General features: G+C 66.0%; 17 protein-coding genes, 1 pseudogene and 1 riboswitch. Of the genes and pseudogenes, 11 read left to right on the forward strand and 7 right to left on the reverse strand.

What is annotated here, in order from left to right; genetic code table 11:
• Nucleotides 1-91 precede the first annotated feature (91 nt).
• Nucleotides 92-1,282 (forward strand): M20 metallopeptidase family protein, encoded by a 1,191-nt coding sequence (locus CV023_RS00770; RefSeq protein ID WP_230743564.1) that lies wholly within the window; start codon nucleotides 92-94, stop codon nucleotides 1,280-1,282.
• 121 nt (nucleotides 1,283-1,403) lie between these two features.
• On the opposite strand, the gene CV023_RS00775 is transcribed toward CV023_RS00770, so the two are convergent.
• Both CV023_RS00775 and CV023_RS18935 read right to left on the reverse strand, forming a co-directional pair.
• Nucleotides 1,404-2,141, reverse strand: a complete 738-nt coding sequence (locus tag CV023_RS00775) for an MgtC/SapB family protein (RefSeq protein ID WP_230743565.1) — start codon at nucleotides 2,139-2,141, stop codon at nucleotides 1,404-1,406.
• Nucleotides 2,142-2,222: 81 nt separating this feature from the next.
• On the reverse strand, nucleotides 2,223-4,715 hold the full coding sequence (locus CV023_RS18935) for an ABC transporter permease (protein WP_230743566.1): 2,493 nt from the start codon (nucleotides 4,713-4,715) through the stop codon (nucleotides 2,223-2,225).
• Between the two features lie 229 nt (nucleotides 4,716-4,944).
• On the opposite strand from CV023_RS18935, the gene CV023_RS00785 reads away from it, so the two are divergent.
• Entirely contained in the window at nucleotides 4,945-5,601 is a 657-nt protein-coding gene (locus CV023_RS00785; RefSeq protein ID WP_230743567.1) for a TetR/AcrR family transcriptional regulator, read from the forward strand.
• Between the two features lie 67 nt (nucleotides 5,602-5,668).
• Here the strand turns inward: CV023_RS00785 and CV023_RS00790 are convergent, their stop codons facing one another.
• Together CV023_RS00790 and CV023_RS00795 are read right to left on the reverse strand one after the other, a co-directional pair.
• Nucleotides 5,669-6,403: a DsbA family oxidoreductase gene (locus CV023_RS00790; RefSeq protein ID WP_230743568.1), complete on the reverse strand. Its 735-nt coding sequence runs from the start codon at nucleotides 6,401-6,403 to the stop codon at nucleotides 5,669-5,671.
• A 70-nt stretch (nucleotides 6,404-6,473) separates the two neighbouring features.
• Nucleotides 6,474-7,505, reverse strand: a complete 1,032-nt coding sequence (locus CV023_RS00795) for an ABC transporter substrate-binding protein (RefSeq protein ID WP_230743569.1) — start codon at nucleotides 7,503-7,505, stop codon at nucleotides 6,474-6,476.
• Between the two features lie 199 nt (nucleotides 7,506-7,704).
• On the opposite strand from CV023_RS00795, the gene CV023_RS00800 reads away from it, so the two are divergent.
• Nucleotides 7,705-8,463 carry a helix-turn-helix domain-containing protein gene (locus CV023_RS00800; protein ID WP_230743570.1) on the forward strand — a complete coding sequence of 253 codons (759 nt, stop codon included), beginning with the start codon at nucleotides 7,705-7,707 and terminating at the stop codon, nucleotides 8,461-8,463.
• Between the two features lie 67 nt (nucleotides 8,464-8,530).
• On the opposite strand, the gene CV023_RS00805 is transcribed toward CV023_RS00800, so the two are convergent.
• Entirely contained in the window at nucleotides 8,531-9,583 is a 1,053-nt protein-coding gene (locus tag CV023_RS00805; protein WP_230743571.1) for an Rv2578c family radical SAM protein, read from the reverse strand.
• An 84-nt stretch (nucleotides 9,584-9,667) separates the two neighbouring features.
• Nucleotides 9,668-10,162 (reverse strand): flavin reductase family protein, encoded by a 495-nt coding sequence (locus tag CV023_RS00810; RefSeq protein ID WP_230743572.1) that lies wholly within the window; start codon nucleotides 10,160-10,162, stop codon nucleotides 9,668-9,670.
• A gap of 235 nt (nucleotides 10,163-10,397) precedes the next feature.
• On the opposite strand from CV023_RS00810, the gene CV023_RS00815 reads away from it, so the two are divergent.
• The 6 genes from CV023_RS00815 to CV023_RS00840 all read left to right on the forward strand — a co-directional run bounded on the left by CV023_RS00815 (nucleotide 10,398) and on the right by CV023_RS00840 (nucleotide 18,760).
• On the forward strand, nucleotides 10,398-11,738 hold the full coding sequence (locus tag CV023_RS00815; protein WP_230743573.1) for an MFS transporter: 1,341 nt from the start codon (nucleotides 10,398-10,400) through the stop codon (nucleotides 11,736-11,738).
• 40 nt (nucleotides 11,739-11,778) lie between these two features.
• The gene (locus CV023_RS00820; protein ID WP_230743574.1) at nucleotides 11,779-13,158 is read left to right on the forward strand and encodes an LLM class flavin-dependent oxidoreductase; all 1,380 of its coding nucleotides are present in this window, start codon (nucleotides 11,779-11,781) and stop codon (nucleotides 13,156-13,158) included.
• 58 nt (nucleotides 13,159-13,216) lie between these two features.
• On the forward strand, nucleotides 13,217-14,530 hold the full coding sequence (locus CV023_RS00825) for an MFS transporter (protein WP_230743575.1): 1,314 nt from the start codon (nucleotides 13,217-13,219) through the stop codon (nucleotides 14,528-14,530).
• Between the two features lie 100 nt (nucleotides 14,531-14,630).
• On the forward strand, nucleotides 14,631-16,082 hold the full coding sequence (locus tag CV023_RS00830; RefSeq protein ID WP_230743576.1) for an MFS transporter: 1,452 nt from the start codon (nucleotides 14,631-14,633) through the stop codon (nucleotides 16,080-16,082).
• Nucleotides 16,083-16,336: 254 nt separating this feature from the next.
• Nucleotides 16,337-17,854, forward strand: a complete 1,518-nt coding sequence (locus CV023_RS00835) for an NCS1 family nucleobase:cation symporter-1 (RefSeq protein ID WP_230743577.1) — start codon at nucleotides 16,337-16,339, stop codon at nucleotides 17,852-17,854.
• 153 nt (nucleotides 17,855-18,007) lie between these two features.
• On the forward strand, nucleotides 18,008-18,760 hold the full coding sequence (locus CV023_RS00840) for an aspartate/glutamate racemase family protein (protein ID WP_230743578.1): 753 nt from the start codon (nucleotides 18,008-18,010) through the stop codon (nucleotides 18,758-18,760).
• Nucleotides 18,761-18,805: 45 nt separating this feature from the next.
• Here the strand turns inward: CV023_RS00840 and CV023_RS00845 are convergent, their stop codons facing one another.
• The gene (locus tag CV023_RS00845) at nucleotides 18,806-19,498 is read right to left on the reverse strand and encodes a GntR family transcriptional regulator (RefSeq protein ID WP_230743579.1); all 693 of its coding nucleotides are present in this window, start codon (nucleotides 19,496-19,498) and stop codon (nucleotides 18,806-18,808) included.
• Between the two features lie 116 nt (nucleotides 19,499-19,614).
• Nucleotides 19,615-19,711, forward strand: a riboswitch (TPP riboswitch).
• Between the two features lie 87 nt (nucleotides 19,712-19,798).
• Between CV023_RS00845 and CV023_RS00850 the strand changes: the two genes are divergently transcribed.
• The gene (locus tag CV023_RS00850; RefSeq protein WP_230743580.1) at nucleotides 19,799-20,593 is read left to right on the forward strand and encodes a 3-oxoacyl-ACP reductase; all 795 of its coding nucleotides are present in this window, start codon (nucleotides 19,799-19,801) and stop codon (nucleotides 20,591-20,593) included.
• Nucleotides 20,593-21,916, forward strand: a pseudogene (locus CV023_RS00855) (LLM class flavin-dependent oxidoreductase). Before CV023_RS00850 ends, CV023_RS00855 begins: the two are co-directional and overlap by 1 nt.
• The last annotated feature ends 51 nt before the right edge of the window (nucleotides 21,917-21,967 follow it).

Raw genomic sequence — 21,967 nt, forward strand, 5'->3', positions numbered from 1 at the left:
ACCTCCGATCCGACCCCATCACAGACCCAGACCCCGACCACAGTTCAGACCCGACCACAGCAACAACCCCGACCACAGCAGAGGATGCACCATGACGATCGATTTCCCGACCGAAGCACAGAACCTGTCCGATGAACTGCGCGACCTGCGCCGAGACCTGCACGCCCACCCGGAGATCGGCCTCGAACTGCCGTTGACTCAGAAGAAGATCCTCGACGCACTCGCCGGTCTGCCCCTCGAGATCACCACGGGCACGAGCCTCAATTCCGTGATCGCGGTGCTGCGCGGCGGCAAGCCCGGCCCGACCGTGCTGCTGCGCGGCGATATGGACGCGCTGCCGGTCACCGAGGCGACCGGACTCGACTACGCCTCGACGAACGGAAACATGCACGCCTGCGGACACGACCTCCACGTGACCGGTCTCGTCGGTGCCGCGAAGCTGCTCTCGGCCCACCAGGACGAGCTTGCCGGCACCGTCGCCTTCATGTTCCAACCCGGTGAGGAAGGACAGGGCGGGGCGAAGATCATGCTCGACGAAGGGATGTTCGACGCCATCGGCGGCACCCCCGACGCCGCCTATGCGATTCACGTCGCCCCGGGCGTCCCCGGGACCTTCGTCACCCGACCGGGCACGATCATGGCCGGAGCGAACACGCTGCATGTGACGATGCACGGCAAGGGCGGACACAGCTCCCGCCCGGAGGACTCGACCGACCCCATCCGTCCGCTCCTGGAATTCGGCCAGGCCCTGTACTCCATGGTCACGAGCACCTTCAGCGTCTTCGATCCCATCGTCGCCGAGGTGACCCAACTCGAAGCCGGCGACGCCGTGAACATCATCCCCTCCACGGCCAGCCTCGGCGCCTCCGTGCGGACGCTCTCCGCCGAGACGACGAAGTCGTTCCCGACCGCGGCGACGCGGTTGGCCGAATCCATCGCCGCGGCCCACGAATGCACCGCCGAGGTGAAATGGGTCGAGCAGTACCCGGTGACCGTCAACGACGAGGGCGAGGCACGATTCGTGTCCGAGACGCTCGGCGGTGCATTCGGACAGGCACGCGTCGTCGAATCACCCAATCCGGTGATGGGTTCCGAGGACTTCTCCTATGTCCTCGAGCAGGTGCCCGGCGCATTCCTCTTCCTCTTCGTCTCCCCAGACGGAGTCGACCCGGAGACCGCCGCGACGAACCATTCGCCCGAGGTGCTCTTCGATGACTCTCATCTGCCCGATCAGGCGGCGGCGCTCGCCACCCTCGCCTGGGTGCGGACGCAGCGGCGCTGATCGCTCGGGCTGAAGGGATCCTTGGGACCAAGGGCATCCTTGGGACCTGGGGCATCCTTCGGGTCGAAGGCATCCCTTGGGCCGAAGGCGAACAGTCGGCGCCAGATGTCGGCTCGTCTGATCAGACGGTGTCGCCGTCCTCATCGACGGAGTGGACCCGGTCCTCGCGCATGCTCACCTTGTCGACCCCCGGCAGCTCCATCAGCGGGGGAATGAGCATGTGCAGGGGCGGTTTGCCCTCGAACTTCACATCGATCTGGACCATCTTCACCCCTTCGGCGGAGTCGAAGCGTTTGGAGTCGACGATGGTGTTCGAGAACCCCATGGTGCTTGCAACCGCGAGGATGTCGCGCAGGATTCCCGAGCCGTCCCGGTAGGCGATGCGCAGCAGCTTGCGGTGATCGCTGTCCGGGATCCGACGGATCAGGGGAGCAATGACGAAGAGAGTCAGCAGGTGCAGCGCCGTGAGCATCGCCGCCAGTGTGACCATCCCGGCGCCGCAGGCCATGCCCACGGCGGCCGTGACCCAGATGGTGGCGGCCGTGGTCAGGCCCCGGACCATATTCCGACCCTTGAAGATCACTCCGGCACCGAGGAAGCCGATGCCCGAGACGATCTGCGCCGCGATCCGCGAGGGATCGAGGCGGACATCGTTGTCGAGGACTCCGGCGAAGCCGTAGGCCGAGACCAAGGTGAACGCGCATGTGCCGATGCCCACGAGCACATGGGTGCGATAGCCGGCGCTCTTCTGGCGGAACTGACGTTCGAACCCGATGAGGGAACAGAAGACGAAGCTGGCCAGGAGCAGCTCGGCCTCGATGAGGCCGGTGGAACTGAAGAGATCGATCTGAGAACCCATAGTGCACCTCACATTAGACCTGTGGGACCCCGGCCGACAGCTCGGGGTCCCACAGTCGTCTGCACTGAGAGGAGAAAGCGCCTACACGGTCGAGGGAATCCACTCGTGTTCGTCGCCAGGCGCCGACTCGCCTGCCGCAGGATCGGCGAATGCCTCGGTGCGGCGGTGGCTCAGGCCATCACCGGCGGTGGGCGCGACGCGGCGGTCGGCTGCCTCGGCGGGGGAAGCTGCCTGAGAGGGAGAACTCGTCTCGCCGGGGGAGTCCTCGACGACCGTCGAACGCACGGTCTGCGAGCTCGCCGGGCTCCGATGTGCCGAAACGGTGCGCAGGGGCGCAGAGGCCTCGAGTGCCTTTGCCTGCTTGGCCCGTTGCTTGGCCTTCTCGCGCTCCTGTTCGAGATGGAGATTGCCGAAATCGTGCTCGGTTCGCGGCGGCTTGACGCTGTCGATGAGGAAGACGAACGCCAGCGACACGAGTCCCCACAGTCCGAGGACCTGCAGATGCTCGGTGACGACATCACCATCGAAGTAGATGATCGACCGAATCGTCTCCACGGCCGCCGGCATCGGCAGGACGTCGTGGAGTGTGGAGAAGAACGTCGGCGTCATGTACTCCGAGATCGCGCCGTTGGAGGCCGGCATGCCGGCGAACATGAGCGTGCCGATGACCGGAATGATCGCGAGCATGCCGATGAGCCGCTCGAAGACCATGGCGAACATGGCGATGCAGAAGATCGCTATGATTCCGGCTCCCCACAGCTGCGCGAAATGTCCGTCGACGGCACCGGTGATCGGCCCGGCGATGAGCGCGACGACCAGAGACATGGACGGCGAATAGACCGCGGTCAGAGGCAGCATCCGCTTGAGCGGACGACTCCACGGGTTTGCATTGGCACCGACGATGACGACCATGAACCCGGCGAGGACCCAACCCATCGCGACGTACATGACGACCACGCCGTTCTTGTCCCGATCGGGAAGCGGAGCGACGTCGTCGACCTGGAGGTCCATGTCCTGAGCGGAGGCGACCTGGTCGAAGACCTGATTGACGACACGGTAGGCGCTGTTGTTGCCCGACTCATTGGCGATGAGGGTGAAGTCCGGGTTCTGCTCCGTCGGCAGGACGAGGGCGGCGACCTCGTCCCGGTCCTCGACGAGGGCGCGAGCCTCGTCCTCATCGGTTGTGGCCGTGAAGTCGAACATGTCCTTGCCCATGCTCTTCTCGAGGTCGGCGATCGTGTCCTTGGCCTGCTCGCTCGAGGAGCCGACCACGGTCACCGGCATGTCCTTGGGTGTGGGTGAGCCCATCGCGCCGAGCATGAAGGTGATCATCATCGTCACCATGGCCAGCGGGAAGATCGCGAGGGAGATGTAGCGCAGCACCTTCGAATCGGGCCGTCGGCCGCCGTGCAGGGACGGGATGTTGACGGTGAGCGGCTGCGGATCGGGGTTGCGCCGGTGCGAGACGAAGTCGTAGCCCTTCGTCAGCAGCAGCCCGACGACGGCACCGATGGCGAGCACGAGGAGATGGCCGGTGACGCCGGTGCCGTTGAAATAGAGCACCGAGCGCAGGGATTCGCCGATGGCGGGCATCGGCAGGAATTCGTGGGTGAAGCGGTAGAACGGCGGCATGGTGTAGACCGGCATGGACATGTTCGACGACGGCATGCCGAGGACCATGAGGAAGAGGATGCCGAAGATCACCCCCATCGAACCGAAGAGTCGGGTGATGAAGAGTTGGACGCAGGCGATCGCGAACACACCCAACCAGGCGACGCCGAGGACGGCGACGGTGTCCTTGACGTCGACGATGTCGAGGATGGGGCAGGTGACCGTCCAGACCAGACCGGCGATGACCGCCGCCCACGCGCCGAGGATCGGCACGATGCGCTTGAACTTGAGCAGCTCGGGCGAGTTCGAACGGAGCACGCTGAAGGGCAGATACCCGGCCATGACGATCGCGGTCATGAGGAACATGGCACCCAGACCCGTCGGGTCGTTGTCGGGCAGCGGGGCCACGTCTTCGGTCTCGATCTCGAGGCCTTCGTCTTGGAGGGTGGGCATGACGAGTCCGGTGACCGTCGTCGCCTGCTGGGCTCCGGCGCCGCTTGCCGTGTACAGGGTGGCCGTCTTGCCCTTGACGACGACGGCTGCCGAGACCTCCCGATCGACGACCATCTGGCGGGCGGTGTGCGCATCGTCGACGGTGTCGACCTCGAGTGCGTCGGGTTCGTTTCCGTCGAGGGTGAACTTCGTGTCTGCCGCCTTCGTATCCGAGCCGGCCACGACGACGGGCATGTCATTGGCTGTGGGGGAGTGCATGGTGCCGAGATAACCCGTGATCATCATGCCCACGAAGATGAGGGGCATGACGAAGATCGCGACCGTGCGTCCGATCAGCTCGGCCTTCGCACGCTTCGCCGCTGCAGCGGCGTCGACCGCGTCGGTGCGGGCATGTGCGTCGGTGGTGTCGGCCGAATCCGGGGCATCCGAGCCCAGCTCAGCCGAATCCGAGGCGTCGTGCGGATCGAGCCCTCGTGCCTCTCGGCGAGTGCGTGGCGGTGGTGTGGTCACTGTCGTCCTCCAGGTATCGCGGAAGTCGAGTGATCGCCGTCGACCACCTTGAACTCGACCACTTTAAGACATGTGACTTAGAATTGTGAAATCGTCACGGATTTGCCATCGTGATGTCAGTACTCGCCGAGGCGGTCCATCCGAGGGCTCTTCGGGTGGTGAGGCCGGAGCGCCGAGGCCGTTCGACCGCCGTGTTCGCGGTGGTCCGGCGATGACGGAAGATGAGGATATGGGACTGCAGAGCGACCGGGCCCGGGAAACGCTGCTCAACGCCGCGGAGGAGCTGTTCGCCGTCCACGGCATCGACGCCGTCTCGAACCGCCGCATCGTCGAGCACGCCGGTGCGGCCAATCATTCGGCCGTGACCTACCATTTCGGCGGTCGTGACGGTCTTCTGCGTGCGCTTGTCGAGCGGCATGTCGCCGAGGTGGCCGTGCACAGGCAGGAGGTCATCGCCGGGCTGGGGAGCGCCCCGAGCATCCACGACTTCGTCCGTGCCCGGCTCGGTCCGCTGTTCGCCGTCTTCGCCGGGCTGCCGTCGCCGAGTTGGCGTGCTCAGTTCCTTTCGCAGGTGGGAACCGTGCCTTCGGCCGTTGAGATCATGAGGTCCGTGGTGGCGGAGTCCGGTCTGCCCGAGGATCTCCGATTCTTCGGCGGCGATGTCGAGGGTATCCCGACCAGTGTGCTTCGCGGCCGGGCCTATCTGCTCGCGCACATGGTCATCGGTGTCAGCGCCGACCAGGAGGCGAAGATGAACGACGGCGAACACAAAGGCACATGGGAGCAGGTCGGACGGTTCCTCATCGACGCCGCCGCGGGAATGCTCGCAGGCCCCGTGACCGCGCCCGATGGGGCGATCCGCTACCCGGCAGTGCCCTACCTCTGAGTCGCCCCGTACCCAGGCGCATCATGGTCAGTGTTCCCAGCTGCGCCGGACGGGCGAAGTCTCGGGGTCAGTTGCAGCCTTCGGGACCGCAGACCGCTCCATCGGGATACGTCTCGCCTGACGGGGAGTCCTTCTCCGAGCCGTTGCCGGTCAGCACGGTGAGCTTCTGACTCTCACCCCAGGCGGTCTCGAGCGCATGGGCGAAGGCATCCGGCGACTGAGCGCCGGAGATTCCGTATCTGCGGTCGATGACGAAGAAGGGGACTCCGTTCGCGCCGAGAGCCTGAGCCTCGGCGATATCGGCCTTCACCTCGGCGCTGTAATCGTCCCCGGACAAGGTGCGACGGGTCTCCTCGGCGTCGATGCCGAGGGATTGCCCCACCTCGGCGAGGTAGTCGACGTCCCCGATGTTCCGGCCCTGTTCGAAGTGACCCGACAGCAGCGTCTCTTTGGCCTCGGCCATCAGCCCGTGGGTCTTGGCGAGGTGGAGGAATCGGTGGGCGGTGAAGCTGTTTGCCACGACGATCGAGCCGAAATCGTAGTCGAGGCCTTCGCCGGCGGCCTCCTTCGCCACATGGGCGAACATCTGCTCGACCTGCTCGGCCGGCATGCCCTTGGACCGGCTGAGGTAGTCGGTCTCGGTGCCCTCATAGTGGGCGGGCAGCGTCGGGTCGAGCTGAAAGCTGCGCCACTCGACTTCGACGCCGTCCCTGTGCTCGAACCCGTTCAGAGCGGTCTCGAAACGACGTTTGCCGATGTAGCACCACGGACATGCGATGTCCGACCAGATCTCGATCTTCATGACACAGACAACCCCATCTGAGGCGAGGCTATTCCCGGCCCGCGCCCTGGGCCGCGAGAGGGCGCGGGGCCTACTTCAGCGTGCGGCTGATCTGCGGCACCATCTCGTCGAGTGCGTAGTCGAGGCTGAGAATCGTTCCCCAGCTGAACGCGCCGGAGACGACCTCGTCTTCGACCCAGAGGACGTCATCACCGCGCACCACCGGCAGATCCCGATAGAGTCCGAGATCCTCGACGGTCTTCTTCGCCTCGGGACTGAAGCCCGCGTTCCAGACCAGCAGGTCCTTCGAGAGCTCATCGATGCGCTCGTCGGGGACATAGACCTCCCCGGCATCGTTCGGCTTGAACTCCGCAATCGCCTCGGGCACGGTGAATCCGAGCTGAGAGAAGAACTGGGCGCGCACGTCATTGCCGGTCCGCACGACGGACTCGCCGGCTTCGAATCTCTCGGCCACGATCGCCTCCTTGCCGGCGAATTCGGGATGCTCCTTCGCGATATCGGCGAATGATCCCTCGAGTTCGTCGACGAGCTCGAGAGCCTCCTCCTCTCGCCCCAGGGCCTCTCCGGTTGCTCGGGTCGCCTCCTGCCAGGTGATCGAGAAGTTCGTGTACTCCTCGTCCGGGGCGACCACCGGAGCGATCTCGGAGAGCTGTTCGTACTGTTCCTTCGTAGTGCCGTTGTACAGGGAGATGATGAGGTCGGGTTCGAGTTCGGCGATCTCCTCGATCGGCGGATTGGAATCATCGCGGACGCCGCCGTTGAGAACCGTCGGCTGTGCATCGCCGAGTTCGTCCTGCGCCCATGGCCAGGTCGCGTACTCGTAGTCGCCCCACCAGGGCGCGACGGCCGTCGGTGCGACACCGAGTGCCAGCAGAGGATCCTGGTCGGAGAGGCCGAGTGTGACGATCGACTTCGGTTCGGCCTCGATCGTGGTCGAGCCATAGGCGTGGTCGACGGTCACAGGGAAGGATCCGCCCGCAGAGTCGGAAGCGCTCGGATCCGACTGGGGGTCCGATGGGGACGAGGAGCACGCCGTCACCAGCAGTGCGGTCGCGATGGCGACGAGCGGCGCGGCGGGTCTGATCCTGTGACGCAGGGACATGGAGGCTCTCTTCCGGGAATGCTGGTCGCTGGGAGTATCGGCCGGCCAGCGCGGTCCGATCTGCAGGTAAGGCTATCCTCAACCGCCACGGGACTCCACTCGGTCGATCGGACAGTGATGAAGGTGAGATGACACGGTACTGTCATCTGTGACGAAGAGAGGGGCTGAAATGTCAGCAGGAAACGGAGAAGACGGGAGCATGGCAGCCCAGGATGCCGCTGAAGTGACAGATGCGACTTTTTCCGGCGCCGAACATTCCGCCGAGTCATTCGCGCCGCACAGCCACGACCAGGATCAGCTCTATTGGTTTCCCGACGGCGGGATGGAAGTCGTCGTCGGGGGCCATCGGTGGCTCGTGCACAGCGACACCATGGTGTGGATTCCGGCCGGAACCCTCCATTCGAGCCGGCTGTTGGGCCCCGGAGCGACCGTGAGCATCTACCTCAACCCGAGGCTCCGCCCCACCGGAGAGAAATGGGCGCGGACCCGGGCGCTCCGCCGTGATCCGCTCATCGCAGAGATCATGCGGCATATTCCCGGCCGAGCGCTGAGTCCGACTCGGCGGGAGGCGTGCGCCCGTCTGCTCCTCGATCTGCTCGGCGATGCCGATGACAGGGAGACGACGCTGCCGCTGCCCGTTCACCCCGCGGCCCGCGCCGTCGCCGAGGCGATCGTTGCGGATCCGGGAGGGCAGAGATCGCTGAGCGATTGGGCCGCCCTCCAGGGAGTGAGCTCACGGACGCTGGCGCGAGCGTTCGAGTCCCAGACCGGACACGGATTCGCGCGCTGGCGGACACGGACGCGGCTGCTGTCCTCCCTGTCCTCGCTGATGGCCGGAACTCCCGTACATCTGGTCGGCTCCACGGTCGGATTCGCGACGGCCGGCGGCTACATCGAGGCGTTCGCCAAGGAATTCGGTGTCACTCCGGGCGAATACGTCCGCCTCCATCGCCACTGAGTCATCGTGCCGGTCTGTCCTGGACGCCGCGGCGAGCCGTCTGCGGTCGCGGGGCTCTGCTCGCCGATCAGAACAGTGCGTGCTGCAGGGGAGGCTGGAGTTCGACGGCGGGTGCCTGAACGTGGCCGGCCGAGTTCGGGCGCCGAGCGGTTCGTGCCGTCTTCGGATAGTCGTCATCGCCCGATCCGCGCAGGCCGTAGCGATCGATGAGCGGATTGATCCTCGCCGCCAGCCAGGACCGGTACTCCTTCGAAGCATAGGGAGATCGCGCATACATGCGGCGGTAGCGGGGGAGGAGCTCGGGATGTTCGCGCTCGAGCCACGAGAAGAACCACTCACGTGCTCCGGGCCGCAGATGCAGCGCGCCGTAGACGACGCGGGAAGCCCCGGCTTCCCTGATGGCCGACAATGCGGCATCGAGGTGTTCGAAGGAGTCGGTGAGCTTGGGCAGCACGGGCATGAGGAAGACCGTGACCTCGAAACCGAGGTCCGCCGCGGCGCGGACGGTCGCCAGCCTCGCCGAGGTGGTCGGGGTGCCCGGTTCGAGTGCCTGCTGCAGCTCGTCGTCATGGACGGCGATGGACATGCTGATCTCGACCGGCACGTCCTCGGCGGCCCGGGCGAGCTGCGGCAGATCGCGGCGAAGAAGGGTCCCCTTGGTCAGGATCGACATCGGAGTGCCGTGCTCGGCCAGCGCGGCGATGATGCCCGGCATCAGCCGATAACGACCTTCCGCTCGCTGATAGGGATCGGTGTTCGTCCCCAGGGCGACGAGCTCGCGCGTCCACTTCGGCTTGGTCACCTCGGCGGCGAGCACCTCCGGGGTGTTGATCTTGACGATGACCTGCCGATCGAAGTCCTCGCCGGAATCGAGGTCGAGGTATCGGTGGGTGCTGCGGGCGAAGCAGTACACGCAGGCATGCGAGCAGCCGCGGTAGGGATTCACCGTCCAGGTGAAGGGCATCGAGCTCGCCGGCGGAACCCGATTGAGGGCCGATTTCGCGAGCACCTCATGAAAGGCCATGCCCGCGAACTCCGGGGCGCGCACCGTGCGCAGCAGCCCGTTGACTCCGAAGAGTCCGGCCACCTGCTCGGTCTGATTCTGACGGTTCCACCGCATGCTCTCATTCGAACACGTGTTCGAGTGAGAGTCAATGGCAGGGGGCGATGCCGTCAGGGCACGCCGTCAGAGCGGGCGCTGTTGTCAGGACACGCGCAGTCCCTTGAACTCGCTGCGGTGGAACACGAGCGCCTCGGTGCCGGCGGCGTCATCGGCCTCGAGGACTTCGAGCAGCGCCACGGTGTGGTCGCCGGCTTCGAGCTCGCTGTGCAGGCGCGTCCACAGGCGGGCCGGGCTGCCGGGAATCGTCAGCGCCCCATCGGAGGCGATATCGGGGTCGATGCCGTCGAAGCGGTGGTCGCGGTCCTTCGATGCCAGCTGACGAGCCAAGGCAGACTGATGCATGCCGAGCAGCGAGATGCCCAAGGATGGGGCCGTGCGCAACGTGGGCCAGGTCGCCGAGCTGTTCTGGACGGCGACACTGACCAGGGGAGGGTCGAGGGAGACGCCCACGGTCAGCGTCGAGGCGACGAGCCCCAGCGGTGCACCGTCGATCTCCGCAGACAGCAGTGCCACACCCTGCGGAAAGTGCGAGAAGGTCTCACGCAGGTTCGTCGGCGTCACCGTGTGGGTAGTCATTCCTCTGCCTCCGCATTTCCGTTCACCATGAATTTCGCTCAGCGCATCTGTGTTCGTCTTTCTGATCATGGCAAAGTTTCGGGACAAAAGCACCGGCATTCCGTCATGGGAAATGACATGTGTCCCCGTATGACACTCAAAGTCTCGTGATGACGAAAATCGACCGCGCCTCGACTCGCAGTCCCTAGATTGCTCAACGACCTGTCGTGAACCCCGACCGCGAGGAGAACCCGTCGTGACATCATCGTCAGCCGCGACCATCACCGAAGACCCGCCTCGGCGGGTGTTCGACGGGAAGAAGCGGGTGCTGGCTTCGGCCTTCGCCGGAACCACGATCGAATGGTACGACTTCTACCTCTACGGCACCGCCGCCGCCCTGATCTTCAACGTCCAGTTCTTCCCCAGCGACAGCGAACTCGGCAGCCGCCTCGCCGCCTTCGCCAGCCTGGCCGTCGGATTCTTCGCCCGCCCTCTCGGGGGAATCATCGCCGGACATCTGGGAGACCGGGTGGGGCGCAAGGCCCTTCTCGTCGTCTCCCTGCTGTCCATGGGAATCGCCTCGACGTTCATCGGCCTGGTGCCGAACTTCGAGTCCATCGGTTGGTGGGCCGCCGTCGCCCTCGTCGTCCTGCGCATCGTGCAAGGCCTCTCCGCGGGCGCCGAATGGGGCGGATCGGCACTGCTCTCGGTCGAACACGCACCCGTGCGCAAACGCGGGTTCTTCGGCTCCTTCACCCAGATCGGCTCGGCTGCGGGCATGCTCCTGGCCACCAGCGCCTTCTTCCTCGTGCAGAATCTGCTCACCCCGGAGCAGTTCGCCTCCTTCGGCTGGCGCATCCCGTTCCTCGCCTCCGCCCTGCTCGTCGGGCTCGGACTCTGGATCCGTCTCGGCGTCGCCGATGCACCGGAGTTCCAGGAACTCAAGGACTCGGGCAAGGTCGCCAAGGCGCCCCTGCGCGATGTCATCACCCAGCACCCCCGCGTTCTGCTGGTGACGATCGGACTCCGCCTGGCCCAGAACAGCGTCTTCTACCTCATCACCGTCTACATGCTCAGCTATCTGGCAGAGAACCGAGACGATTCCACCTCGGGAGTGACCGCGGTGATGATCGCCTCCGCCATCGGACTCTTCACCGGGCCTCTGTGGGGTTGGGTCTCCGACCGGGTCGGACGCCGACAGGTGACGATCGGCGGCATCATCGGCGTGGCCGTGTTCGGGTGGATCTTCTTCGCCTTCCTCGACGCGGGTCCGCTGGCCTTCCTGCCCATCGTCGTCATCCTCGGCATGAACCTCGCCCACGACGCCATCTACGGCCCCCAGGCGGCCTGGTTCGCCGAGCAGTTCCCCATCGAGGTCCGCTATTCCGGAGTGAACATGGGCTACCAGCTCGGCACTGTCATCGGCGGCGGAATCATGCCGATGGTCGCAGCCCTGCTCTACGTCGCCGGCGGGAAGTCACCCTGGCTGATCTGCGGCTACCTCACCCTGCTGTGTCTGCTCTCACTCATCGCCGCCCTCGGCGCCAAAGACCCGGCACGCGACCAGGCCCGGAACCGGGCCCCCGCCGAGGCGTGACACCCCGGACCGTCCTGACTCACCACGAAAGAGGAATACGATGACGAAACCGATCACTCTCAACGCCTTCGACATGATGACCCCCGTCCACCAGTCGCCGGGACTGTGGCGGCACCCGGAGTCCCGCGTCGAAGACTTCACCCAGCTGTCCTTCTGGACCGACCTGGCCGCAACCCTCGAAGAGGGCGGCTTCTCCTCGCTCTTCCTCGCCGACATCCTCGGCGTCTACGACGTCTACGGCGGCAACGCAGATGTCACCAACCGCGGGGGAGTGCAGTTCCCGCTGCTCGACCCGCTCGTCGCCGTGCCCGCCATGGCAGCGGCGACCAAGACGCTGGGCTTCGGGGTCACCGCCTCGGTGACCTATGAGCAGCCCTACCTGCTGGCGCGGACCCTGACGACCCTCGACCACTTCACCGGCGGTCGCGTGGCCTGGAACATCGTCACCAGCTACGTCGACTCCGCGGCCCGCAACCTCGGGCTCGAGGGGCAGATCCCGCATGACGAGCGCTATGACCGGGCCGATGAGTACATGGACATCATGTACAAGCTCTTCGAGGGTTCGATCGCCCCCGACGCCCTCCGCGCCGACGCCGAGGCGAACGTCTTCGTCGACCCCGAGAACGTCCACGACATCAACCACGACGGCACGTTCTTCTCCGTCCCCGGTCAGGCGCTCGCCCTCCCCGGACCGCAGGTCACGCCGCTGCTGTTCCAGGCTGGAGCGTCGAAGCGCGGTCAGGAGTTCGCCCTCGACCACGCCGAGGCGATCTTCTTCTCCGGACCGACACCGCAGATCCTGCGCACTTGGGTCGACAAGGTCCGCGACGGCCTCGAGGAGCGCGGCCGTGACCGTGACAGCGTGAAGATCTTCGCGCTCGCCACCGTCATCGTCGACGACACCGATGAGGCCGCCGAGGCGCGACTGGCCGACTACACGCGCTACGTCGACACCGAATCCGCGCTCTCCCTCTTCGGCGGCTGGACCGGTGTGGACCTGTCCGGAGCCGCACCCGAGGATCCGCTCGAATACGTCACCACCGATGCGAACCAGTCGGCGCTCGCCTCCTTTACCACGATGGCCGGAGACAAGACCTGGACGATTCGCGACCTCGCCGAATTCGTCGCCATCGGCGGCCGCGGACCCGTCATCACCGGATCCCCGGCGACGATCGTCGACGAATTCGAACGGTGGATGACCGAGGCCGACATCGACGGGTTCAACATCGCGGCGGCAGTCCGGCCCGCCGACGCCGAGCGGTTCACGAAGTACGTCTCACCCGAACTGCGCCGTCGCGGACTGCTGCCCGAACCGGTCGCCGGAGCCACGGTGCGCGAGCAGCTCACCGGGCAGGGACCACGGCTGCCCGAGGACCACAAGGGCGCCGGATTCCGACTGGGACAGGGCGCCGCGGTCTAGGCACCACACTGTCGCGACCGGCCGGTGACAGCGCGAGTTCACCGGCCGGTCGTGTCTGGTGGATAATGGTCTGCGGCCATTTTCCGATCCGCCGAACCTCACAAGGATCCCGCATGCGCGCAGCGACGTCCCAGCCCAACTCGTGACCACCTCGGCGCCGAGGTACCAGCGCAAGGCCCTCTTCGCAGCGGCCATCGGCTACGGACTCGACGGCTTCGACCTCCTCATCCTCAGCTTCGCCCTCTCGGGAATCATCGCCTCCTTCGGACTCAGCGACGTCCGGGCAGGCTCCCTGTCGACGATCACCCTCCTCGGAGCGGTCCTCGGCGGCATCGTCTTCGGCGCCCTCGCCGACCGCCTCGGACGCGTCAAGGTCCTCACTTGGACCGTCATCATCTTCGCCGTGTTCACGGGACTCTCCTCCCTTGCCCAGGGGTACTGGGACCTCGCCGTCTACCGGTTCATCGCCGGAATCGGCATCGGAGGCGAGTTCGGCATCGGCATGGCACTGGCCGCCGAGGCGGTCAAGGCCGACCAGCGTGCGCGGGCCACCTCATGGGTGGGCGTGGGCTTCCAACTCGGAGTCTTCGCCGCCGCCGTGGTCTCGGGCCCGGTCATCGCCGCCTGGGGGTGGCGGGCGCTCTTCGTCATCGGGCTCTTCCGCGCACTCTTCGCCTTCGTCATCCGCCGCGGAGTCGAAGAGCCCGAGACGTTCGTGCGCTCACAGCAGGACGAGGGCGGCGGAGCTGAGGCGAAAGATCATGAGTCCTTCGCCGCCAAACTTCGCGCACTCGTCAAGGACCGTGCGACGGTCAAGATCACGGTGGCGCTGACGATCCTCACCACGGTGCAGAACTTCGGATACTTCGGCATCATCACCTGGCTGCCGAACTACCTCTCGGAGCAGATGGACCTCGGCGTGACCAAGGGGTCGCTGTGGACCGCGGTCACCGTGATCGGCATGCTCGCCGGCATCCTCATCTTCGGCCAGGTCGCCGACCGACTCGGCAGACGACCCGCCTTCAGGATCTTCCAGGGCGGGGCCATCGTCTCGATCCTCGTCTACAGCCAGCTGCGCGACCCGAGCGCACTTCTCGCCGGCGGCTTCTTCATGGGAGCCTTCGCCAACGGCATGCTCGGCGGCCACGGCGCACTGCTGGCGGAGATGTACCCGACCGCGATCCGCGCCACCGCGCAGAACGTCATCTTCAACATCGGACGCGCCCTCGGCGGACTCGCCCCGATGGTCATCGCGCTGCTGGCCGGATCCCTGGGCTTCGGCTTCGCTCTCGCGCTGCTGCCGCTGATCTACGTCATCCAGTTCCTCGCGATGTTCCTGCTCCCGGAGAAGCGCGGAGCCGAACTGGAGTGAGCGGCGCGTGTGAATCGCACCTGTGAGGCTGCGCACATGAGTGACGCCGTGTGACGCATGACTGCGGCGGCGTCGACTCGAAGCGTCATAATCGTCGCTTGTGAGCAATCCAGACATCGCCGCCGGTGCGGTGAACACCCGCACCGTCCGCAGCGCCTCCGACATCCATGCGATCCTCGCCGAGTTCGGCTCCCAAGGCACGAAGACGAAGGCCGTGATCATCCTCGCCCTCGGCGGGATCTTCATGGACGCCTACGACTTCTCCTCGCTGGCCTTCGGCATCACCGCGATCCAAGAGCAGTTCGGCCTCTCCGGGTTCATGACCGGGCTGGTCAACGCCTCGATCATGATCGGGGCCGTCATCGGCGCCCTCTTCGGCGGGTACCTCGTGGACCGCTTCGGACGCTACAAGCTGTTCATGGCCGATATGGTCTTCTTCGTCGTCGCCGCCATCGGCTGCGCACTCGCACCGAACGAATGGGTGCTCATCGCCTTCCGATTCGTCATGGGCATCGGGGTCGGCCTCGACCTGCCGGTGGCCATGGCCTTCCTCGCCGAGTTCTCCAAACTCAAGGGCAAGGGCAACCGCTCACAGCGCGTCAACGCCTGGTCACCGGCCTGGTACACAGCCACCGGCATCGGCTACCTCGTCGTGCTCATCATCTTCATCAGCCTGCCCTACGAACAGCACGCCATCCTCTGGCGCATCGTCGTCGGATTCGGAGCCGTCCCCGCGCTCATCGTGCTCCTGGTGCGCCGCCGCTACCTCGCGGAATCACCGGAATGGCTGGCGAACCAGGGTGATCTGCGTGCGGCCGTCGACGTCATGCGCACCCATCACAACCTCGAAGTCGAACTCGCCCCCGACGCCCTCGGCGGCTCATCCGCGACCGGAGGAGCTCAGACCAAGCCTGCGGGAGGACAGTGGAGCGGCTTCGCCGAACTCTTCGCTCCCCGCTACCGGGTGCGCACGATCGTCGCACTCTGCGTCTCCGTGTTCTCGACCTTCGGCTACAACGCCGTCGCCTACGGCACCCCGCTCATCATCACCACCCTGTTCCACCAGACCCCGCTGATCACGATCGTGTCCTCGCTCATCATCAACCTCGGCTTCGGCGCGATCGGCGGACTGCTGGGCATGACCATCGTCAACCGCTTCGGCACCCGCCGAATCACGCTGGTCGGCTTCGTGATCCAGGCGATCGCCCTGGCCCTGCTCGCCGTCGTCGGCATCCCCAGCGGGGCGCTCGTCCTCGTCTCGGTGGCGATGCTCGCCGCCTTCGTCTTCGCCCAGGCGGGCGGACCCGGCGCGAACCTGATGAACTACGCCACGCTGTCCTACCCGACACGGCTGCGCGGCATCGGCATCGGATTCAACCAGTCCGTGCTGCGGGCCTTCTCGATCGTCTCGCTCATCATGTTCCCGATCCTCGCGGCCTCACTGGGCACCGGAGTGTTCTGGATCGTCGCCTGCGCGCCGCTGGCCGGAGCCATCGCCGTGGGAATCGTGAAATGGGATCCGACCGCCAAGGACGTCGAAGACGAAGCATAGACTGGAACGATTCAAATAATGGTATGCCAAATGAGGGATGCCGTCATGAGGCGGTGATACGGGCCCTATTCGATCTGCGTGATCTGCTCGAGCCGTCCTGAGGCGGTGCGGCCCGTGGGATGCGGAGAAACTCGCTCTTGCGAACCCGATGTGAGCCAGGTTACGCTGACTCGGACAGCAATCAGCGTCGCAGAGCCGCGAGCGATAATTTGGTATCCCAGCGGTCTGCCCTTCGGATGTGAGCAGTGAGCCGTATGAGGAAAGCCGAAATCACGAACGAGTCCGTGCCGCAGCGCCTGGGACCGAGCCAAGAGCAGCTGGCTGCTCATCGCATCAGCCCCCGGTTCTACAATTCCGACCTCGCCCCGAGTCAGAAGGAAGGACGCAGCTGGACCGCCTACAGCGTCTTCACCCTGTGGGCCAACGACGTCCATTCGCTGGGCAACTACGGGTTCGCACTCGGACTCTTCGCACTCGGGCTCGGTGCGTGGCAGATTCTCGTCGCACTCCTCGTCGGTGCGGCACTCCTCTTCTTCCTGCTCACCCTCTCCGGGTTCATGGGGCACAAGACCGGCGTGCCCTATCCGGTGATGAGCCGGATCGCCTTCGGCATCCACGGTGCCCAGCTGGCCGCCTCGGTGAGGGGAATCGTCGCCATCGCCTGGTTCGGCATCCAGACATACCTCGCCTCGAGCGTGCTCAACGTTCTGCTCATCTCACTGGTGCCCGGCCTGCAGACCTGGGCCGACACCGAATTCCTCGGACTCTCCGGCCTCGGCTGGTTCTCCTTCACCCTGCTCTGGATCGTCCAGGTCATCATCGTCAGCTACGGCATGGAGATGATCCGCAAGTACGAGGCCATCGCCGGGCCCATCATTCTCGTCACCTTCCTCGCCCTGGCGATCTGGATGCTCGCCCGCGTGGACTTCTCCATCGCCTGGTCGAGAGACGATGCACTGAGCGGATGGCCGATGTGGATGCACATCCTCGGCGGCGGCTCCCTGTGGGTGGCGATCTACGGCACCTTCGTGCTCAACTTCTCCGACTTCACCCGCGCTGCGAAGAAGAAGGGCTCGATCGTCGTCGGAAACTTCTGGGGAATCCCCATCAACATGCTCGTCTTCGGCCTCGTCGTCATCTCCCTGGCCGGGGCCCAGTACGAGATCGACGGCACCGTCATCTCCTCGCCGGCCGACATCGTCCAGGCCATCGGCAATCCGATCCTGCTGGCACTGGCGTCCCTGGCCCTGCTCGTGCTCACCGTCGCGGTCAACCTCATGGCGAACTTCGTCGCTCCCACCTATGCCCTGACGAACCTGTTCCCGCGGCACCTCAACTTCCGTTCGGCGGCGATCATCTCGGCCGTCATCGGCTTCGTCATCCTGCCGTGGAACCTCTATGACTCACCCGTCGTCATCGTCTACTTCCTCGGCGGACTCGGCGCCCTGCTCGGCCCCCTGTTCGGCATCATCATGGTCGACTACTGGGTGATCCGGAAGACGAAGGTCAACGTCCCGCAGCTCTACACCGAGGCGAACGACGGCGAGTACTTCTATCACCACGGTGTCAACTGGCGGGCGATCGGGGCCTTCGTTCCCGCCTCGGCGATCTCGCTGGTCTTCGCCCTGGTGCCGGCCTTCGCAGGCCTGTCCGAGTTCTCCTGGTTCAGCGGGGCTGCCCTGGCGGCGCTCATCTACTTCTTCATCGCCCGCCGCGACTTCACCTTCCGTGAGGTCGACGGCGAAGAGATCGCGGTGCCGACGACCCACTGAGCCGTGCGCACCGCCCGCCCACAATGCGGCGCAGCGCTGCGCCGCGCGACGTGCCACACCGGCCACCCACAATGCAGCTCTGCGCCACGCGCCGTGCCGCGCCGGCCACACAACGCCCTGCATCTCAATCGATCCGCACCCCAGGAGACCTCAGTGAAGATCCTCGTCGTCAACGTCAACACCACCGAATCGATGACCGAAGGCATCGCCGCAGCGGCCCGGTCGGCCGCCTCGGCGGGCACAGAGATCATCGGGGTGACCCCGACGTTCGGAGCCGAGTCCTGTGAGGGCAACGTCGAGAGCCATCTCGCCGCGCTCGGGGTGATGGATGCCGTGCTCAAGCACCAAGGCGACTTCGATGCCGTGATCCAAGCCGGCTACGGCGAGCACGGCAGGGAAGGCCTGCAGGAACTCCTCGACGTTCCGGTCATCGACATCACCGAGGCGGGAGCGGGCCTGGCGATGTTCCTCGGCCGTCGCTTCTCGGTCGTGACCACCCTCGATCGCACCGTGCCGCTGATCGAGGATCGGCTGCTCCTGGCCGGACTGCACACGCACTGCGCCTCGGTGCGGGCCTCCGGGATGGCCGTGCTCGAGTTGGAGAACGAGCCCGAACGTGCCGTCGCCGCGATCACGGAGCAGGCCGCCGAGGCGGTCGAGCGTGATCGTGCAGAGGTCATCGTTCTCGGCTGCGGGGGAATGGCAGAGCTCGCGAACTCGATCGTCGACCGGTGCCAGGTCCCGGTCGTCGACGGAGTCACGGCCGCAGTCAGACTCGCCGAATCACTTGTCGGCCTCGGCCTGTCGACCTCGAAGGTGCGCACCTATGCGCCGGCCAGGCCGAAGCAGATGCGCGGCTGGCCTCTGGGTGAGAACGCAGCCGTCTCCGCGCATGAAGCGGACTGAAGTACCCGCAGCGCAAGAGCTCTGAGTTTGCCGCGGCCCCGGAACTCAGTTCGAGCCGGGTGATTCCTCAGCCTCGTCGCCGCCAGGCGAATTCGCCAGACGCTCCTTGTGCTTGTCGTGCTGCTCCTGGCTGGTGCCCAGGTGCCGAATCGCCAACTCGCGGGCCCTGCTCTGGTCCCGGCGGGCGATGGCTTCGTAGAGTTCGGCGTGCTCGGTGGCGACGAAATCGAGGTCGTCATGCTGACTCAGCTGCCAGCGCATGCGGGAATCGAGCAGCTCGCCGATTTCGACGAGGAGCTGATTGCCCGAGAGCTCGGTGACGATCGCATGGAACTCGGCGGCACAGCGGTGAGCGCCGACGGCGTCCCCGGCCCGAGACAGCTCCTGCCCCTTCTGCATCGTCGACTCCAGGCGGGCGAGTCCGTCGCGGGTGTGGCGCTGCGCGGCGAGTTCGAAGGACAGTGTGTCGAAGACCGTGCGCACCTCGTTGAGATCGGCGATGTCGCTGGGGGAGAAGTCGCGGACCGTCGACCAGGTGTTGGGTCTGTTCGTCACCAGCCCCTCGGCGGCCAGCTGTTTGAGCGCTTCGCGCACCGGGACGCGGGAGACTCCGAGATCGGCCGCGAGGTTCCTCTCGACGAGTCGGTCTCCGGGATTCCTGACTCCGTCGATGATCTCATTGCGCAGGGCATCGGTGACCCGCACTGTCTCTGAGCGAGGAGTGTCATTGTTCTTCACCTGGTCATTCTCTCATTGTCGGCCCTGCTTGGACGGGAACCGAAGGCGGCTGATTCGGACAGGATCCGACCGCGAGATTGCGGTGCGCGGTGGTGCAGGCTCGTGCTAGGGTCGCAGGCAGTGACACGGGGTGCCCCCAAGCGAGGGCTGAGAGAACACCCGTCGAACCTGATCCGGTTAGTACCGGCGAAGGGATTGTCCGCAGGATCGACTGCGCACCGTCACCGAGGTGACCCCTCGGCGGCTGTCCGAGGCTCGACCCGTTCGGTGTTCCTTCGCCATGGGCAGAAGGAGACGCACATGAGCGAGACCACCGACCAGACCACGAGCAACCCGCCGATTGCTGAGCAGATCGTCCTCATCACCGGGGGCGCCCGCGGGCTCGGACTCAGCCTTACAAGGGCTTTCCTCCGCGAGGGCGCCAAGGTCGTCATCAACTATCTCACCAGCGAAGATTCCGCCAGACAGCTCGCCGCCGCACATCCCGACCGGGCCGTCGCAATCCGTGCCGATGTCCGTGACCGGTCGCAGGTCGAGGCCCTCTTCGCCGAGGCGGCCCAGCATTTCGGGGCCCCGATCACCACCGTGGTCAACAACGCCCTCATCGACTTCTCCTTCAATGGTGATGCCAGACCCCATGCCGAGGAAATCACCGTCGAAGCGCTGACGGCACAGTTTCAGGGAGCCGTCGGTGCGGCGACGAATACCTCCCAGATCGCATTGGCCGGGTTCGCGCAAGCCGGGTCGGGGCGGATCATCAACATCGGCACCAATCTGTTCCAGAACCCGGTCGTGCCCTACCACGACTACACTGCGGCGAAGGCGGCGCTGCTGTCGCTGACGAGAACCTTCGCCGCCGATCTCGGACCCCGCCAGGTGCGGGTGAACATGCTCAGCGGCGGACTGCTGCGAACCACGGACGCCAGCGCCGCGACACCCGCAGAGGTCTTCGACGGCATCGCCGCCGGCACCCCGCTGCAGCGGGTGACCACCCCGGAGGAATTCGCCGACTCCGCACTCATCTTCGCCTCACCCTGGTCGCGGGGGATCACCGGTCAGAATCTCGTCGTCGACGGAGGACTGGTGAAGAACTGATGTCTCACGACCAGACGCCCCACGACCCGACGCCGCATCGTCCGGTCCATCTCAATCTTTTCGCCCACGGCTGCGGACACCATTCGGCGGCCTGGCGGGCCGAGGATTCGACGGTCGAGCGCCTCGGCGACATCACCTACTGGGAGGAACTGGCTCGGATCGCCGAACGCGGACGGTTCGACGCCTTCTTCCTCGCCGACGGACAGTCGGCCGGAGTCCCGGGCCTGGCGAACGGCCCGCGGTGGCTTCTCGAACCGCTGACCACCCTGACCGCACTGTCCCGAGCGACGGCGCATATCGGACTGGTGAGCACGATCTCGGCGAGCTTCTGGGATTCGTTCCACGCGGCGCGGATCCTCGCCGGCCTCGACCACATCTCCGGTGGCCGGGCCGGGGTCAACATCGTGACCTCGACGACCGACGCCGAGGCACGCAACCACGGCATGGACGGACTGCCCGCGCATGCGCAGCGCTACGCTCGGGCCGAGGAATTCACCTCGGTGATGCTCAGGCTCTGGGACTCGTGGCCGGCCGAGGCGATCCTCGCCGATCGCGACGGTGACTATGTCGACGAATCTCGACTGCAGTCGATCGACCACTCAGGCGATCACTTCTGCGTGGCAGGTCCCGCTCAACATCCCCTCGACCCCGCAGGGCCGACCGGTGATCTTCCAAGCCGGCGCCTCCGCGCCGGGCCGGGACCTGGCGGCCCGGTTCGCCGACGGCATCTACGCGGTCGCCTGGGACTTCGAACAGGCACTCGAATACAGGCAGGACGTCCTCGCCCGTGCCGCGACCGCCGGACGCGACCCCGACTCGGTCACGGTCATGCCCGGGCTCGTCACCTATGTGGCACCGAGCGAGGCAGGGGCCAGGGAGCTCCAGGCCGAACTCAACGACCTGCTGCCCGTCGCGGACTCGTTGCGCCAGCTGGCCTACTTCACCGGGCAGGACACCTCCGACTGGGACCTCGACGGTCCCGTCCCGGAACTGCCCCCACTCGAGGAGTTCACCGGTCCGCAGGGACGCTACGCCACGGTGCTGCGGATCATCGAGACCACCCGGCCGACGGTGCGCGAACTTCTCGGCTACCTCGCCACCGGTGGGGGACACGCCACCTTCATCGGCACTCCGGAGCACATCGCCGATGAGATTCTGCGGTGGATCGACCGGGGAGCGGCCGACGGCTTCAACCTCATGCCGCCGGCACTGCCGGGCAGCCTCGAGGACTTGGTCGATCTCGTCGTCCCGATCCTCCAGGACCGTGGCCGCTTCCGGCGCGACTACACCGGGTCGACGCTACGCGACCACCTCGGCGAGTGACCCGGCACCGACTGTGCCGGGCCCCGGGGTCACCTCGGTAATTGCCGGGCT

Source organism: Brevibacterium sp. CCUG 69071 (genome assembly GCF_021023135.1).
GTDB lineage: Bacteria > Actinomycetota > Actinomycetes > Actinomycetales > Brevibacteriaceae > Brevibacterium.

Coding starts and splice junctions, on each gene's coding strand:
- CV023_RS00805 (WP_230743571.1), bottom strand. CDS start 9,583: ATGCGGTGGAACCGTCAGAATCAGACCGAGCAGGTGGCCGGACTCTTC.
- CV023_RS00790 (WP_230743568.1), bottom strand. CDS start 6,403: ATGAAGATCGAGATCTGGTCGGACATCGCATGTCCGTGGTGCTACATC.
- CV023_RS00785 (WP_230743567.1), top strand. CDS start 4,945: ATGGGACTGCAGAGCGACCGGGCCCGGGAAACGCTGCTCAACGCCGCG.
- CV023_RS00820 (WP_230743574.1), top strand. CDS start 11,779: ATGACGAAACCGATCACTCTCAACGCCTTCGACATGATGACCCCCGTC.
- CV023_RS00800 (WP_230743570.1), top strand. CDS start 7,705: ATGGCAGCCCAGGATGCCGCTGAAGTGACAGATGCGACTTTTTCCGGC.
- CV023_RS00810 (WP_230743572.1), bottom strand. CDS start 10,162: ATGACTACCCACACGGTGACGCCGACGAACCTGCGTGAGACCTTCTCG.
- CV023_RS00850 (WP_230743580.1), top strand. CDS start 19,799: ATGAGCGAGACCACCGACCAGACCACGAGCAACCCGCCGATTGCTGAG.
- CV023_RS00795 (WP_230743569.1), bottom strand. CDS start 7,505: ATGTCCCTGCGTCACAGGATCAGACCCGCCGCGCCGCTCGTCGCCATC.
- CV023_RS00770 (WP_230743564.1), top strand. CDS start 92: ATGACGATCGATTTCCCGACCGAAGCACAGAACCTGTCCGATGAACTG.
- CV023_RS00775 (WP_230743565.1), bottom strand. CDS start 2,141: ATGGGTTCTCAGATCGATCTCTTCAGTTCCACCGGCCTCATCGAGGCC.
- CV023_RS00835 (WP_230743577.1), top strand. CDS start 16,337: ATGAGGAAAGCCGAAATCACGAACGAGTCCGTGCCGCAGCGCCTGGGA.